The following is a 16736-nucleotide window of genomic DNA, read 5'->3' as shown; positions in this document are numbered from 1 at the left end:
TCTACTTTAAAAATTTTATAACTTTTTGACCCATACTTGATCCCACAAAAAAAGCAGGTGTATTTACCTGCTTTGTCGTCTTTATTCAAAGACCATCTGATTGTGATACAACTCGTAATAGAAGCCCTGTTCATCCAGTAGCTGCTTATGACTACCTTCCTCAATGACTTCGCCATTCCTCAACACCACTATCTTATCGGCATTCAGAATGGTTTTTAATCTGTGGGCAATCACGAAACTTGTTCGGCCCGCAATTACGTTGTCCATCGCCGCCTGAATCTGCGCTTCAGTCACCGTATCCACGTTACTGGTGGCCTCATCCAGAATCAACAGCTTCGGATTTGTAATGATAGTTCTGGCAATTGACATCAACTGCTTCTGGCCAGCTGAGAATAACGAATTCTCATCATCAATTCGGGTCTCGTAGCCATCAGGTAAGCTCACAATAAAGTCATGAATGTTTGCCTGCTTCGCAGCAGCCTCAATCTCTTCCTGGCTAGCATCAGGCTTACCAAACTTAATGTTCTCACCGATTGTACCTGTGAAGAGCTGTGGATCTTGCAGTACAATTCCCACATTACCTCTTAGAGAATCAAGATCCATGTCTTGGATATTCTGCCCATCAAATGTGATGGAGCCAGAATCCACATCATAGAAGCGATTAAGCAAGTTCATGACCGTCGTCTTCCCAGAGCCCGTTGGTCCGACAAGTGCGACCATCTGGCCCTTATCAACTTCGATGTTCACCCCATGCAAGATTTCCTTACCAGGATTGTAGCTAAAGTGGATGTCAGTCAGGTTAATCTTCTCCTTAATCTCACTAAATGGCACACCAGCAGTTGGCTTAACCTCATCAGGTTCTTCTCTCACCTCATTAATCCGCCGTGCCCCCGTAATCGAAAGCTGGATCATGGTGTATAACGACGTCAAACTGATGATTGGTTGGTAATATTGTTGTGCATATTGAACGAAGATAACAATTAGTCCAAGGCCAACGGCCAAGCTCATTTTGCCATTCATCACATACCACGAACCCCAGAAGATCACGACCGCGGTGTTCAAAAGCGCCATCCCTTGCATCAGTGGATACAAGATACCGGACCAAATCTGACCCTTGTAGGTTGTCTGTTTGACCTGATTATTGTGCTGCACGAAGCCCGCAATTGAATCTTCCTGTAGGCCGTTCGTGATGATGATCTTCTGCCCCGTGATTTGCTCGTTGATGTAACCATTCATCTTACCAATATCATCTTGTTGCCGGTTAACGAACTTTTGCGCGTTTTTGATTACCACGAAAGCCACAATAACCGCTATCGGCGTTGTTGCAATGGTAATCCATGCTAGCGTCACGTTCTGCCTGAACATCATCCAGACCATACCGACGAACAGAGTGAAACTGAACATCACTTCATATAAAGCCTGGTTCATCGCATTGAAAATATTGTCGAGGTCGCTAGTGTAGCGTGCGAGAATGTCCCCGTCAGAATGGGTATCGAAGTAGCTAATCCGTAACCGTTGCATTTTGCGGAAAAGACCCACACGCATCGTTCCAGTTGATTTACCAGCAATTCGGGCAATCACAATGGAGCTAATCAACATCGCAATTGCGTTTGCAACGTAAAACGCTACTAGCTTAATCAATGCATCATAGAATCCGGCCTTTGAGGCAGCGGCGTGGGTCGCGGGATTCGCCCAAGCCTGCAGATACTCGGTCAACTTAGTGAAAGCTTCACCCATAAATACGGGCGCCTGCACCTGAAGATATGTCGAAATAATGGTAAGGAGCAAGACAACTGTCATGCCCTTCCAATACTTACTTAAATAATGGTAATAAAATTTGCCTGCACTCTTTAAGTCCTTCATGACTACACCTCCTCTAATGCCTTCTGTGTTGCATATATCTCCTGATAAGTTGCATTCGTCTGTCGTAGTTCACGGTGTGTTCCGATTCCAACCAGTTTCCCCTGATCAAGGACGAGAATCTTATCAGCCTTCACAATAGAAGAAATCTTCTCCGCAATAACGAAAGTGGTGGTGCCAGCAAGCTCCCGGTCGAGTGCCTCCTGAACCAACTTCTCCGACTTTGCATCGAGCGCGCTGGTTGAATCGTCCATAATCAGGATTTTCGGTTTAGCAATCACCCCACGTGTGATGGATAGACGTTGTTTCTGACCACCGGAGAAGTTTGCGGAACGTTCCTCAACCTCAGCATCGTATTGGTGCTCCAGTTTCTCAATGAATTCAGCGGACTGAGCCACCCCAGCAGCCCAGCGCATTTCATCCACAGTTGCATCCGGTTTACCCTGGCGTAAGTTATGAGATATCGTCCCCGAGAACATCGTTGACCGTTGGAGAACAAACGAAATAGTCCTGCGCAGTGATTCTTCGTTAACCGTCTTCAGATCATGGCCACCAACCTTGATGACTCCCTCTGTTGGATCATATAATCTTGGAATTAGTTGGGCTAGCGTGGATTTCCCGGAGCCTGTTGCACCAACGACACCAATCATCTCTCCGGGTTCGACCGTAAACGAAATGTCATCCAAAACTTTTTTGTCATCATTTGGATATTGGAACGAGACGTGCTCAAATTCGACAGATGCAGCCAAATCAATGGATGCAACGTCCGGATAAGTCAGCTCGGGCTCCTCATCATAAATCTCCTTTAGACGAGCCAGCGAGACGAATGCCCGCGAGGCACCGGTCATCATGAAGCCACCCATCACCACAGCAAAGAGAATCTGCATGAGATAGCTGATGAAGGCTTGTGATGCTCCTAGCACGCCGGGATCCTTGGTCACCATATTTCCTACCAGGAGGACGACCACAGCAACAGCCATATTCCCCACCAAGAAGAAGCTCGGTATCAAGATAGAGAAGAGATTCCCAATCTTGATTGTGACATCCGTCATCTCGTCGGACGCTTCAGAGAACTTGTCGATCTGCTCCTGCTCCTGCACGAATGACTTCACCACGCGCATCCCCATGAGGTTCTCCCGCGCTAGTGTATTATTCTTCTCCATCATTTCTTGCATCTGGCCGAAGAACTTACCCATTTTGGTGAAGCTAACCATGGCAGTAGTCACGATTAGTACCAGCATCGCGATAATCACCCACCAAAGGCTTGGCATAACCGCAATTGCGAGGATAAATGACCCGATGAAAAGAACGGGAATTCGTGTGAGTTGTTGCAAGAGACTCATCACAACCATTTGAACTTGGTTAATATCGTTCGTCAGCCTAACCACCAGGTTCGAGGCAGAGAACTTCTGAATATTACCATACGAGAACGTCTGAATCTTGCGGTAGGCAAGTTCTCGCATGTCGGCCGCGATTGATTGCGAAGCCTTGGCCGAGAAAATCGTGTTGACTATTCCGGCAATAATTCCTAGGACTGCGAGTCCCATTAACTGAATACCCAGTTCGTAGACGGTCTGCTTGTCATTTTGCAAGATAGCATCAATCATGTTCTGTAACAGTTTCGGTTGCCAGAGCGTGGCAAAGGCGATGACAACCATCGCACCAGTTGCTACTGTAACATTGGACCAATACTTCTTTAAATATAACCCTAGTAGTTTCATCCAAACCTCCTTAAAATCACAAATAGATACAAAGTATATGGAATTTAAATAACTAAGTCAAGCGATTTCGACTGGTTAGTCAATAAATTTTTAGGAAGGTGAAATGATGAGGTAAAAATAGTAGATTGATATTCGTACCACGGATTGAAAACCCCTTTAAATCTAAGGAGGAATTTTGTGAACGATGAAGATAGCAGTTGGCAAAAAAAAGCGGAATCGGAGTTTAAGTTAGATGTATAAGCCTCCTCAGGGAGATATAATCTGGCTAAACTTTTCACCTGTAGTTGGATCTGAGATGCGCGGTACACATCCAGCCCTAGTTGTGTCATCAAATCATTATAATATGAAGACAAATTACGTGATTGTTTGCCCAATAACTTCTGGTGGTAATAACTTCTCAGGATATATACCATTGAATAATTATTCAATCCACGGTATGGTAAACTCAAATTCATAGTTTTGGCCTAGGCAGAATCCAATCTAGCCAATTCGAAGATAGAATTCGCAAAGAAGATTTTCTCCTTGTCAAACAAATTTTGAATTATCCCTTGGAAACTGAGCTGTAGAATATCAAGCCTGGCAATATCCAGGGTAAAGATTCGAAAATTAGTTAAATTATTTATAAAGTAAAAAGAGACCATTTTCAGCGATTGAAAATGATCTCAAACTATTTTACCGATACGACCTGTCAAAGGGCCTAAATAAACACCAAAAATCGTCAGCCTCATTACATAGAAGCTGACGATTTTTTAATAACTACACAATATATCTATAAAAATTTGATTTATCTTACTTAATTGCTTCCGTAGTATCGACATCGAAGAAATGGCCCTTATTGATATCAAAGCCCATCGTTACCTCATCACCTGGATTATGAAAATCCCTTGCATCAACTGTAGCAACAAACTCCTCGTCACCCATCTCCGCATAAAGTTGACTCGTAGCTCCAAGAAGCTCAGATACAACTACCCTCGCATTCACAATCTGTTTGGGCCAGCTTGTTAAGAATGCATTCTCAGTGTGAATATCTTCAGGACGAATGCCAAAAACCACATGTTTGCCTTCGTACCCATTTCTATCTAGAATCTTGGCTCTACCTTCTGGTACCGCTAGATCTATTCCTTTATCGTTATGAATTCTTCCGTTTTCGTATGTGACATCAAAGAAGTTCATCGATGGTGAGCCAATAAAGCTAGCAACAAATTGGTTCTTAGGATTGTCATAAATTTCTGCCGGTGTACCAACTTGTTGAATCTTACCTACGGACATAACAACAACTCGATCGGCCATTGTCATAGCCTCAGTTTGATCGTGAGTTACGTAGATCGTCGTGGTATTTAACCGTTGATGTAGTTTTGCAATTTCAGCACGCATGGAAACACGTAACTTGGCATCCAAGTTAGAGAGCGGTTCGTCCATTAGAAAGATTGGGGCATCCCGGACAATCGCTCGCCCAAGGGCAACACGTTGACGTTGTCCACCGGATAAGTCCGCCGGTCTTCTGCTGAGAAATTCAGTTAAACCAAGTATTTCTGCAGCTTCATCTACACGCTTATCAATTTCCGCCTTGCTATACTTTCTTAATCTAAGGCCAAAAGCCATATTTTCATAAACCGAAATATGTGGATACAGCGCATAACTTTGGAAGACCATGGCAATATCACGATCCTTAGACGGAAGATCATTAACCACTTCGCCATTAATTTTCAAATCGCCCTTAGAAATATCTTCCAGTCCTGCAATCATCCGTAAAGTTGTACTTTTACCGCAGCCCGATGGTCCAACGAATACAATAAATTCCTTATCTTTAATATGTAAGTCGAAATCCATTACCGCATAATGGTCCGATTTTGGATATTCTTTATAAATATGTTCTAAATCAATTTGTACCATGGTTAGTACACCCTCTCGTTATTAATATTATCCTTTAACAGCACCGCTTGTAATTCCCTCAACATAATAGCGTTGCATGAAGATGAACAAAATCGTAATTGGAATCGCAATCACTACACACCCTGCAGTAAACGTCATGAAAAGACTATTTGCCGTTGTCTTGGTCATCATCGAATATAGACCAATAGCGGTAGTATACTTGTGGGTTGCATCACCAAGGATAACTTTTGCAAAGATGAAGTCCATCCAAGGACCCATGAACGACATCAATGCTGTATAGACAATTATTGGCTTCGACAATGGGAGCGTAATTTTAGTGAAAATCTGGAACTTCGTCGCACCATCAATCATTGCCGATTCATCTAATGCCATCGGAATAGTATCGAAGAATCCTTTAGCAATATAGAAACCAAGCGCGGCACCACTAGAGTAGACTAGAATTAGTGCAATTAGACTTTGATTTAAGTTGACAGCTTTTAAAATATAATAAATGGCAATCATACTCATGAAGCCCGGGAACATATTTAAAACCAGCGCAATCTTTAGGAATGGTCCTCTAAATCGGAAGCGTAATCTTGATAATGAGTACGCCATCGAAATTGTAATTAATGTAGAGATCACACACGTCACAGAGGATACGAGTAGTGTATTAAGGAACCACTGGAGAAATGGATAGTCAGGGTTTTGGAACAAAGTAATATAGTTTTGGAAAGTGAACGATTTCGGAACGAAATATTGAACGAACGCACCACCCTCTCCACGTAAACTAGTCAGAATAATCCAAATAACTGGTAGGATCCAGACAATCCCAAGCACCACAGTTAATGCATTAATCCAAATACTGTTACGGCGTTTCTGCCCGGATCTTGTATGTGTTGTGCTTTTGTGTGCCATTATGCAAGACCTCCATTCTGGTACGAATTAGTCTTCTTATACGCAAATAATGAGAATGCGGCAGAAAGAACAAAGATTATAATACCGATAACACTCGCTAAGTTATAGTCAGCACTATCAACAGTTAGTTTGTACAGCCACGTTACCAACAGATCAGTCTCACCCGCGCTATAAAATTTCGAATTTGAAGGATAACCACCCGTCAGCAAATAGATTACATTAAAGTTATTGATATTACCGATGAACTGCTGAATTAGCGCCGGTGCCATGACGAAGACAATTTGTGGGAAAGTAATTTTTCTGAAAATCTGAAATTTATTAGCACCATCAATAGTTGCCGCTTCAATTTGGTCCTGTGGTAAGTTTTGAATAATTCCTGTCGCGATTAACATAGTAACCGGAATACCAATCCACATATTCACGAAAATAATTACCAGTTTGGCAATTGTACCGTCAGTCAGGAACGGAATCGAACTCTTAATCCAACCCCAATTAAGTAACAGTGCATTGATAGGACCAGAGTCATTAAAAAGATTAGCCATCAGTAACAAGGAAACAAATTGAGGTACTGCCATCGTAACCATGAAGACTATCCGCCAATACTTCTTACCCTTTAATTGCTTGGCGTTTAGCAAAAGTGCTAATAAAATTCCACCAAAAAACGTAGTAGCCGTTGCAACAACAGCCCAGACAATTGTCCACGTCAGTACAGGAAAGAATGTTCCAGCAATATCGCCATTAATCACTGAACCAAAGTTTGCGAAACCCACCCAATGAAAGAGGTTCTTTGGAGGCAAGTGGTTATGATCATAGCTTGTAAAAGCAATTGAAATCATATAGAGCAAAGGTAGAACCGTAAAGGTAAGTACACCGACAATTGGAATGGACATTAACGTGATGTGGAATTTCTCATCAAAAAGAGAGCGAATATCGTCCATTGTTGACGGAATCTTCCGCCCCTCTTGAGCTAGTTCATAAAGCTTACGATTACTTTTAAAGCTTACCCAGTAAACATAGCCAAAGATTGCAATTGCAAGTAGAGAAGCAATCCCAAATAGCAAAAGTAGCATCGAATTATCACCAGGCTGTTGAATCTGGATACCTAAGTTCTTATCAAGCTTCCATCCCTGCGACTTTGTACCAAGTGTGCGTAGCATCGCAATTGCATGAATACCGTTTGAAATAAGCCAATAGAAGAAGAGAATTTCAAATATCAAGAAGAACAAACCCTTTGGTATTTGTTTCTTCGCAATATTGTTACTGCCCATTATGAAATACTGTAATTTTGTTAATGGGTCGCCTTTCTTAAATAGTTCACAGAAAGAAATTTGTTTTGGAATTACTGTGTTTGTTTTGTCTTTTTTCCAAAATTTTGTAAACATTTCTTTCTTCCTTTCTAAAAAAGCAGAGCTTATTCCACTCTACTTTTTGATCTTTACAAGCTATTTGTTACTAGATTTAGAAACTTGTTTAACAAAAGCATCAAGCTTACTTTGGAAATCTGAACTAGCAATCTTTCCTTTATATGCATCATTAATCACTGCATCCATTGGCGGCCAGAAGTTAACCATTTCTGGAATCTTAGGCATTACAACACTGTGTGTTGGTTGACTCATTTGTAGGACCGCGTTAGCCACTTCATCATCAGTAACATCGGAACTTTCTTGAGCTTTGGCATTTGAAGGAACCGTTCCTTGATCTTTGAAGACAGCAAGCTGTGCTTTCTTAGATGTGATGTAGTTTGCTAAAGCCATCGCAGCAACTGGATTCTTGGTTTCTGCATTAACACCGAATAATTTAACACCGAGATATGCCTTAAATTGTTTTTCACCATCGCCAAAGTCGACTGTTGGATATGGAGCAGCAGCCATATTGTCGCCTAAAGCCTTCTTAACATCGTTCCTGCTCCATGGGCCAGAAAGATATGCATCCGTCTTGCCACTCTGTAAGTTAGACAACGCCGAAGCATTAGCTTGAATTACACCAGAATTCTTCTTCTGATCGCTAATCCACTGAAGAACCTGGACACCCTTTTCATTATTGAAGTTCGTTCCATCTAGAGTTTCACCATGTTCACCATAAAGTTGGTCACCATTACTCATGAATAGTGTACTGAAGATATAGTTTGCCCCATTTTCAGCAAAGTTAGTACCTATTTTGCCTTTGCTAGTCAGTGAAGACCAAGTCTTGACATCGTCTGCACTTAATTTAGATTTATTATAGTAGAGAATTTGTGATTCAACTCCGTATGGGTAGCCATAAAGTTTTCCTTTATAAGTAGCCGCATCCACTGCAGATTCAATGTTATTTGCCTTAACGTCCTTCGCATATTTGGTATTTTGATAAATAATTCCCGCGTCTGCCATTTGACCAATTTGATCGTGTGGGAACATAAATACGTCTGCAGCACTTGATGGATCTTTCTTGATATCCTTTTGTGCGTCAGCTGAATTACCTTGTTTAACGGTAACTTTGACATCTGGATTTGCCTTTTCAAAGTCATCTACTATATTACCGTAAACTTTAGTGAAGTTTGTATCAACCCATAATGTAACCTTACCACTAGGCTTGCTACTTGTCTTAGTATCGCTTGATGAACTTGAACCTGAACTACATGCAGTTAACGAAACCGCAACAGCAGTCAAAGCTAATCCTCCAAGTGCCATCTTGAACCATTTTTGCATTTTTTAAATCCTCCTGTAGATTTATTAAATTTCTTTACTCATTCATTGTGCAACCGCTTGCAACTAAAGTCAAGATTTTTTTGTGTATTTTATTTTGTAAATTTATTCCAACCACCGACACATAATGGTATGTAGTCATATTTAAATTAAGACATTTATATTAAAAGGCAGTATTGTATCGTCATGGATCTATTTTAATTTTTACGAATTAAATTATTTACTTTCTTAATTACAGCGATAATCAGCCAGTATAACGAAATTTATGGCAGCGCTTTATTTTGGTATACACCAGCATCTACAGCTTTTAAAAAATATCTAAATACCCCTTTGCAAATGTTTGCATAATATGACATACTAAAAATAAAATCACAAAAAGGAGAAAATTAAATTGATTAGATCTGCATTACTACACAGGCCCGAAAGCGAATACGCTTACCTAGAAGATTCTACCCATCTTGTACTTCGTTTCAGAACCGCTAAGAACGACATATCTTCAGTGCAAGCGTTAGCGGGAGATACATACTTAATTGATACCGGTTGGTATGATCACCCATATGAAATGAAAAATTACCTCTCAACCAAAGATTTCGATTACTGGCATGTAGTAATCGAGCTAAACAACCGTAGAGCTAGCTATGCTTTTATCGTAACTGATAATTCTGGCGCTTCATTATTTTTTGGCGATCAAGGAATTTTTGATGATAGTCATGAAGTTCGTGCCCACGCAAATAATTATTTTAGACTACCGTATTTTCACGAAATAGATATGGTTAGAACTCCAGAGTGGGTCAAATCTACCGTGTGGTACCAAATTTTCCCAGAGCGCTTTGCTAACGGTGATAAGGAAAACGATCCAGCTGGTGTGCTGACTTGGGATTCCGATGTGCACCCAACACGAGAAGACTTCTACGGTGGTGACCTACAAGGTATCATAGATCACTTGGATCATCTCGTCGATTTAGGTGTAAACGGTTTATATCTCTGCCCTATCTTCAAAGCACACTCAAATCACAAATACGACACGATTGATTACTTAGAAATCGATCCTGATTTCGGTGATAAAGAAACATTTAGGAAGCTGGTACAAGAAGCCCATAAACGCGGAATTAAGGTAATGCTTGATGCCGTCTTCAATCACATGGGAGATTTATCTCCCCAATGGCAAGACGTACTTGACAATGGTACCAATTCACGATTCGCAAATTGGTTTCACGTGAATAAATTTCCAGCAACTTACCAGGAAACAGCGGATTTCGAGCAAGCAACCGATATTACTTATGATACATTCGCCTTCACACCACACATGCCAAAACTAAACACTGCAAATCCTGAAGTGCAAAAGTATCTGCTCCATGTCGCAACGTATTGGATAGATCAATTTGACATAGATGCATGGCGTCTAGACGTCGCTAACGAAGTGGATCATCACTTCTGGCGTGAATTTGCTGCGGCATGTCGTTCAAGGAAGGATGACTTCTATATTCTAGGTGAGATTTGGCACTCGTCACAAAGCTGGTTGAATGGGGACCAGTTCGACGCCGTGATGAATTACGCATATACCGATGCCATTTTAGATTATTTCGTATTTAAAAAGACGGACTTCAGTACCTTACAAGATCAAATAAATTCTCAACTTGTGCTCTACCGCGAGCCAATTAACGAAGTTCAATTTAACGTGCTAGATTCACACGATACGCCTCGCTTATTGACGCAAGCCAATAATAATTTGGCTCTAATGCAACAAACAATGGCATTCACCTTCATTCAGCCCGGTGTCCCTTGCATCTACTATGGTGACGAATACGCTATGACGGGAGCGATGGACCCAGATAATCGTAAGCCAATGGTCTGGAATGAAGCTGAACAAAACACTGAACAATATCAATTTGTCAAAGAGCTAGTTGAGTTTAGAAAAGCACATCATCAACTGCTATCAAGTGGCAGCATCAGCTGGTCAGGTGATGACCAATTACTTATTTTCGAGCGTGAACAAAACGGCGTAAATATTACGGGCTACTTCAATACCTCTGGTACCGCACAAAGAGTTCCAGCAGGTAACGTTTTACTACAAGGTCAAACAAAGACAAACGGTACAGAACTAGAAATTGCTGCTGACGGCTTCGTTATATTGGGGGATTAGCCATGGCACAGTGGTGGCATAATAAAGTTATTTATCAAGTTTATCCTAAAAGTTTCCAAGATAGCAATGGCGACGGTATCGGTGATATTCACGGTATTATTTCTAAACTTGACTATCTGGAAAAACTAGGAATAGGCGGTATCTGGCTCTCACCGGTATACACGAGTCCGCAGGTCGATAACGGGTATGATATTAGCGATTATCAGGGTATCAATCCCGATTACGGCACAATGGACGACATGAAGCGACTGATTGCTGAGGCTGATCGCCGCAATATCAAAATTATCATGGATTTAGTTGTTAATCATACAAGTGACCAACATGCCTGGTTTGTTAATGCTATCCAATCAAAGGACAGTAAATTTAGGGATTTCTATATCTGGCGTGATGGCCAAAATGGCAATATCCCAAACGATCTCCAGTCTACTTTTAGCGGTTCTGCATGGCAGTTCAGTGCACAGACAGGCCAGTATTTCCTCCATCTTTTCGCAAAGGAACAGCCAGATTTAAACTGGCAAAATAAAAAAATGCGCAATTCCATCTATGCAATGATGAATTTTTGGATAGATATGGGAATTGGTGGCTTTCGCATGGATGTGATTGACCTCATCGGTAAAGAACCAGATCAAATAATTACATCAAACGGTCCACAACTGCACCCTTATCTTGAAGAGATGAATAAAGCAACCTTTAGTGGCAAGGACTTCCTATCTGTTGGTGAAACTTGGGGGGCAACACCCGAGATTGCCAAAAGTTATTCGAATCCCTCCGGCAACGAACTGTCAATGGTCTTTCAATTTGAGCACGTCACACTTGACGAGATTCCAGGTCAGTCAAAGTGGCACACGAGACCACTAGATTACGCCAAATTAAAGCAGGTACTTGCTAAATGGCAAACACAACTTTATCAAAATGGCTGGAATTCTTTATTTTGGAATAATCACGACTTGCCTCGAGCCGTATCACAATTCGGTAATGATCAAGAATATCGTGTACGCAGCGCCAAGATGCTTGCAATCGCACTTCATGGCATGCAAGGTACTCCATATATCTTCCAGGGCGAAGAAATTGGTCTGACAAATACCCCGGTTAACGATATCAGCGAGGTAAACGATATTGAAGCACGGAACATGTATGCAGCCGGAATTCTACAAGGTAAGAAACCTGCAGAATTAATTGCTGCCATTAATCATAAATCACGTGATAATGCACGACGGCCAATACCTTGGAGCAATACACAAAATGGCGGTTTTTCAACCGGAAAACCTTGGCTACCTTTAAATCCACAATTCCCGACTATTAATGTCGCAGCAGCACTGGAAGATCCAGACAGCGTCTTTTATACGTATCAGAAACTGATTGAGCTGCGTAAACAAAATCCTGTGCTAGTCGACGGAAAATTTGAACTTTTAGCGACTTCAGACGATATTTTTGCATATACGAGAACACTAGATTCAACAAAATGGTTAGTAGTTGTTAACTGGACAGGTACAGAAAAACAACTCAACTTACCCAATATGGCAATAAAGCAAGTATTAATTCAGAATGTCGCCCATCCACTAACGACTCTGACGAATATAACTCTACTTCCATATGAAGCATTCATCATCAAGATTTAATAGAAAGCTGGTACATAATGAATTCAGAAAAATGGTGGCAGAATAGCGTTGGCTATCAAATATATCCAAGAAGTTTTCAGGATTCAAATGGTGACGGTATTGGCGACATCAAAGGAATTATTAATCGCTTAGATTACCTGGTTGAATTAGGAATTGATTTCATTTGGATTAACCCCATTTATCAATCACCAAATGTGGATAACGGTTACGATATCAGCGATTACGAAGCTATCCAACCAGAGTATGGAACCTTGGCAGATGTCCAAGATTTAATCACTGCCTGTCATCAGCGTCATATTAAGGTGCTTTTCGATTTAGTGGTCAACCACACAAGTGACCAGCATCCGTGGTTTGTAGAAGCTTTAAAAGGCAAAGATAATCCGTATCATGACTACTACCTATTTGCAGACAGTACCGAAGAAGCACCGCCCAATAATTGGGAGTCATTTTTTGGCACATCTGCTTGGGAATACGTACCACACCTCAAACAGTCTTACCTTCACATTTTTGCTAAGCAACAACCAGACCTAAATTGGAAGAACGCTAAGATGCGCACCGAAATCTACGAGATGATTCGCTTTTGGCTTAACTTAGGACTAGACGGATTCAGGTTAGATGCAATTAGCCACATTCAGAAAAAGAACTGGGCAGTTCCCATGGATAAAGACGATAAATGGCGTAACTTCATGAATGTACCTGGTATCGAACAATATATGTCAGAACTGAAGGAAATATTTGACGAGTACCATATTCTAACAGTTGGCGAAGCAAGTGGCGTTTCTAGCAAGAAGGCGCCAGAGTGGACGGGCGAAAAAGGCTATATCAACATGATTTTTGAACTAGAACATAATCTAAAGACCGGCAGCAAAGGCCATGAAGTAATCGACATACCTAGATACCAAGATGTCATCTATCGTTGGCAGAGGGATCAACTGACACACGGGTGGAACGCCCTTTACATTGAGAATCACGATAATCCACGTGCCGCAACGATCTTCAACACAACAAGTCCGTCGGCAATTAAAACACTAGCTCTTTCCTACTTACTTCTTCGCGGGACTCCATTTATTTATCAAGGTCAAGAAATTGGTATGACTAATTTTCCGTTTGCAGCTATTGAACAATTTGATGCAGTCGATGCCAAATTACAGTATCACGAAGCATTGAAAGCAGGCATTAACTCAAAACAGGCCCTGAACAGAATTGGTCGGTTATCTAGAGACAATTCCCGAACCCCCATGCAGTGGGACAACACAAAAAATGCCGGTTTCTCAATCGGTGATCCCTGGTTACCAATTAATCCTAATTGGTCCCACCTAAATATTGCACAGGAGAAAGCCAATCCCGATTCCGTTCTTAGCTTCTATAAAAAACTCATCCAGCTAAAGAAAAGTGATCCGGCTTTCGGTATTGGCCAAATAAATATCTTTACGGCCTATCCAGGCCAGTTTATCTTCGAACGTACAGGCCCACACAATAGTTATTTAGTAATTGCCAATCTTTCGGATAGGAATGCTAGTATACCACCGCAAATTAGCACTAATTACGAAGGTGGAGCCGTCTTACTTAGTACAGATCAAAACACAATTACAACTACAATCAGGCCCGGGACCGGCCTTGTGATTCAGAAAGGATAAGCAATGAAACAATCATATTTTGAAATACATCCCTGGGCACTTGCGACCCACAAGTTTAATGACACTACCAACCTGGTCACGGAGTCACTCACTTCGATTGGCAATGGTTACATGGGCATGCGCGGAAATTTCGAGGAAGGATACTCAGGCAAAAGTCTGAAGGGAACATATATCGCTGGCGTTTGGTTTCCAGATAAGACGCGTGTTGGTTGGTGGAAAAACGGCTATCCAAAGTACTTCGGTAAAGTAATTAATGCAGTTGATTTCATCAGTGTCAAAATTACAATTGATGGACACGCGATCGATCTCGCCACCACACCTTACGAAGACTACTATCAACAACTAAATATGAAAAACGGTATTTTGACTCGTAGTTATACTGTTGTGCTCTCCGACACTAAAACCAGGATTAACTTCTCGCGTTTCTTGTCAATTAAAACCAAAGAGCTAGCTGTACAACAAATTGAGTTTGAGCAAATAGCTGGCAATAGTACGATTACGGTAGAAAGCCAACTTGATGGGACCATCACTAACCAAGATACAAATTATGAGGAGACTTTCTGGGAACCAATCACCAGCACAATCGAGCAGAACGCACTCTTTCTTTCTCTGAAAACCAAGGCAAACCCATTTGGCACTGAAAGATTTACTGTCTCTGCTCTGACAGACTTGCAACTAACCGTTAATGCTTCACCACAACTAAAAAAGGTCAATGATTTACTACTAAGCGACACAAGAGAATTCTCTTTACAAGAAGGTACGAACGCCAGCCTATTGAAGCGGACAGTAATCGTCACTAGTCGTAACATACCAGATTCTGAGCACCAAACAACAGCAAAAAAGATACTTGCCGACACCGCTAATAATTTTGCTGACCTTGAACAAGAACAGACAGCAGCTTGGCTCAAACGGTGGGCTACTGCGGATATTGAAATTAATGGTGATGATGCGGCACAACAAAGTATTAGGTTTAATTTGTTCGAACTTTTCTCAACGTATTATGGTGAAGATTCCCGCTTAAATATTGGACCAAAAGGATTCACCGGAGAGAAATACGGTGGTGCTACTTATTGGGACACCGAGGCCTATGCTGTACCATTCTACCTTGGTGTGTCAGAGCCCAAAGTGACTAGAAATCTCTTACTATACCGCTATCTCCAATTACCTCAGGCAAAGCATAATGCAGCTGAGCAAGGGCTGGCCGGAGCGCTCTACCCAATGGTCACCTTCAACGGAATCGAGAGTCATAATGAATGGGAAATTACGTTTGAAGAGATCCATCGTAACGGTGCAATGGCTTACGCAATTTATAACTATACGAACTATACCGGCGACGATAGCTATTTAGCTAAAGAGGGACTGGAGGTTCTGGTCGAAATTAGTCGTTTCTGGGCAGACAGGGTTCATTATTCAAAACGCAAGAAGCAATACATGATTCATGGTGTAACAGGTCCTAATGAATACGAAAATAACGTCAACAATAACTGGTATACCAACTATCTGGCACGTTGGGTACTGACATATACAAAGCACGCATACGAGACATATGGTGCGCAGAGTTCGGTAGATGTCTCTTCAAAGGAATTAGCAAAATGGCAAGATATTATTGAACACATGTATCTCCCGGCTGATTCAGAGTTAGGTATTTTTGTTCAACACGATACTTTCCTTGATAAAGACATTCGACCAGTCACCTCATTACCTAGTAAAGATCTCCCATTAAATCAGCATTGGTCTTGGGACAAAATACTTCGTTCGCCCTTTATTAAGCAAGCCGACGTTCTTCAAGGTATTTATTTCTTCGGTGATCAATTCTCATTTGAAGAAAAGAAAAGAAACTTTGATTTTTATGAACCGTTGACAGTTCACGAATCGTCATTGTCGCCATCAATTCATTCAATTATCGCATCAGAGATAGGTGAATACGATAAAGCTATTGAGATGTATAATCGAACAGCACGACTGGACTTAGATAATTATAACCACGATACGGATGATGGACTCCACATCACGTCAATGACTGGTACTTGGCTTACCATCGTCCAAGGATTTGCTGGTATGCGTACTTGGAATGGTGAACTTTCATTCGCACCATTCCTACCGCATAACTGGTCTAGTTATAGTTTCCACATTAACTACCGCGGTCGCACCCTTCAGGTTATTGTTTCCTCAATAGTCACAATAAAATTGGTTGTTGGTGAAACTTTACCAATAAAATTGTATGATAAAAATATTGATTTAACTGATACTATTAAAGTTAGTCTAAAATAAAATCGTCAAAGGATGTG

At 41.3% G+C, this 16736-nt stretch carries 11 protein-coding genes; 5 read left to right on the top strand and 6 right to left on the bottom strand.

Going from position 1 to position 16736, the window contains the following annotated elements; all coding sequences use genetic code 11:
* Nucleotides 1-81 precede the first annotated feature (81 nt).
* Together LA20533_RS04450 and LA20533_RS04445 are read right to left on the bottom strand one after the other, a co-directional pair.
* Nucleotides 82-1863, bottom strand: a complete 1782-nt coding sequence (locus LA20533_RS04450) for an ABC transporter ATP-binding protein (RefSeq protein WP_056945759.1) — start codon at nt 1861-1863, stop codon at nt 82-84.
* 2 nt (nt 1864-1865) lie between these two features.
* The gene (locus tag LA20533_RS04445; protein WP_056945758.1) at nt 1866-3581 is read right to left on the bottom strand and encodes an ABC transporter ATP-binding protein; all 1716 of its coding nucleotides are present in this window, start codon (nt 3579-3581) and stop codon (nt 1866-1868) included.
* A 232-nt stretch (nt 3582-3813) separates the two neighbouring features.
* Here LA20533_RS04445 and LA20533_RS08785 point away from each other — a divergent pair, with 232 nt between their 5' ends.
* Nucleotides 3814-4038 (top strand): type II toxin-antitoxin system PemK/MazF family toxin, encoded by a 225-nt coding sequence (locus tag LA20533_RS08785; protein WP_335622584.1) that lies wholly within the window; start codon nt 3814-3816, stop codon nt 4036-4038.
* A 332-nt stretch (nt 4039-4370) separates the two neighbouring features.
* On the opposite strand, the gene LA20533_RS04435 is transcribed toward LA20533_RS08785, so the two are convergent.
* From LA20533_RS04435 to LA20533_RS04420, 4 genes are read right to left on the bottom strand one after another with little or no spacing between them, the layout of a single operon-like run.
* The gene (locus tag LA20533_RS04435; RefSeq protein ID WP_054746040.1) at nt 4371-5474 is read right to left on the bottom strand and encodes an ABC transporter ATP-binding protein; all 1104 of its coding nucleotides are present in this window, start codon (nt 5472-5474) and stop codon (nt 4371-4373) included.
* Nucleotides 5475-5501: 27 nt separating this feature from the next.
* Nucleotides 5502-6368, bottom strand: a complete 867-nt coding sequence (locus tag LA20533_RS04430; RefSeq protein WP_054746041.1) for a sugar ABC transporter permease — start codon at nt 6366-6368, stop codon at nt 5502-5504.
* On the bottom strand, nt 6368-7750 hold the full coding sequence (locus LA20533_RS04425; protein ID WP_056945757.1) for a carbohydrate ABC transporter permease: 1383 nt from the start codon (nt 7748-7750) through the stop codon (nt 6368-6370). Before LA20533_RS04425 ends, LA20533_RS04430 begins: the two co-directional genes overlap by 1 nt.
* Nucleotides 7751-7810: 60 nt before the next feature.
* Nucleotides 7811-9052 (bottom strand): extracellular solute-binding protein, encoded by a 1242-nt coding sequence (locus LA20533_RS04420; protein WP_054746042.1) that lies wholly within the window; start codon nt 9050-9052, stop codon nt 7811-7813.
* Nucleotides 9053-9440: 388 nt separating this feature from the next.
* Between LA20533_RS04420 and LA20533_RS04415 the strand changes: the two genes are divergently transcribed.
* Genes LA20533_RS04415 through LA20533_RS04400 form a run of 4 tightly spaced genes read left to right on the top strand, consistent with a single transcriptional unit; the run spans nt 9441 to nt 16719 of the window.
* Complete coding sequence (locus LA20533_RS04415; RefSeq protein ID WP_056945756.1) at nt 9441-11192, top strand: glycoside hydrolase family 13 protein; 1752 nt, start codon at nt 9441-9443, stop codon at nt 11190-11192.
* A gap of 2 nt (nt 11193-11194) precedes the next feature.
* Nucleotides 11195-12811 (top strand): glycoside hydrolase family 13 protein, encoded by a 1617-nt coding sequence (locus LA20533_RS04410; protein WP_056945755.1) that lies wholly within the window; start codon nt 11195-11197, stop codon nt 12809-12811.
* Between the two features lie 17 nt (nt 12812-12828).
* On the top strand, nt 12829-14448 hold the full coding sequence (locus tag LA20533_RS04405; RefSeq protein WP_056945754.1) for an alpha-glucosidase: 1620 nt from the start codon (nt 12829-12831) through the stop codon (nt 14446-14448).
* A gap of 3 nt (nt 14449-14451) precedes the next feature.
* Entirely contained in the window at nt 14452-16719 is a 2268-nt protein-coding gene (locus tag LA20533_RS04400) for a glycoside hydrolase family 65 protein (RefSeq protein ID WP_056945753.1), read from the top strand.
* Nucleotides 16720-16736 lie beyond the last annotated feature (17 nt).

This window comes from Amylolactobacillus amylophilus DSM 20533 = JCM 1125 (assembly GCF_001936335.1).
GTDB lineage: Bacteria > Bacillota > Bacilli > Lactobacillales > Lactobacillaceae > Amylolactobacillus > Amylolactobacillus amylophilus.
Note: the sequence above shows the minus strand (reverse complement) of the source record. Positions and strands in the feature narration are given on the sequence as shown.

Excerpts from the sequence above, each read along its gene's own strand:
- LA20533_RS04450 (WP_056945759.1), bottom strand. The coding sequence starts at position 1,863 with ATGAAGGACTTAAAGAGTGCAGGCAAATTTTATTACCATTATTTAAGT.
- LA20533_RS04445 (WP_056945758.1), bottom strand. The coding sequence starts at position 3,581 with ATGAAACTACTAGGGTTATATTTAAAGAAGTATTGGTCCAATGTTACA.
- LA20533_RS08785 (WP_335622584.1), top strand. The coding sequence starts at position 3,814 with ATGTATAAGCCTCCTCAGGGAGATATAATCTGGCTAAACTTTTCACCT.
- LA20533_RS04435 (WP_054746040.1), bottom strand. The coding sequence starts at position 5,474 with ATGGTACAAATTGATTTAGAACATATTTATAAAGAATATCCAAAATCG.
- LA20533_RS04430 (WP_054746041.1), bottom strand. The coding sequence starts at position 6,368 with ATGGCACACAAAAGCACAACACATACAAGATCCGGGCAGAAACGCCGT.
- LA20533_RS04425 (WP_056945757.1), bottom strand. The coding sequence starts at position 7,750 with ATGTTTACAAAATTTTGGAAAAAAGACAAAACAAACACAGTAATTCCA.
- LA20533_RS04420 (WP_054746042.1), bottom strand. The coding sequence starts at position 9,052 with ATGCAAAAATGGTTCAAGATGGCACTTGGAGGATTAGCTTTGACTGCT.
- LA20533_RS04410 (WP_056945755.1), top strand. The coding sequence starts at position 11,195 with ATGGCACAGTGGTGGCATAATAAAGTTATTTATCAAGTTTATCCTAAA.
- LA20533_RS04405 (WP_056945754.1), top strand. The coding sequence starts at position 12,829 with ATGAATTCAGAAAAATGGTGGCAGAATAGCGTTGGCTATCAAATATAT.
- LA20533_RS04400 (WP_056945753.1), top strand. The coding sequence starts at position 14,452 with ATGAAACAATCATATTTTGAAATACATCCCTGGGCACTTGCGACCCAC.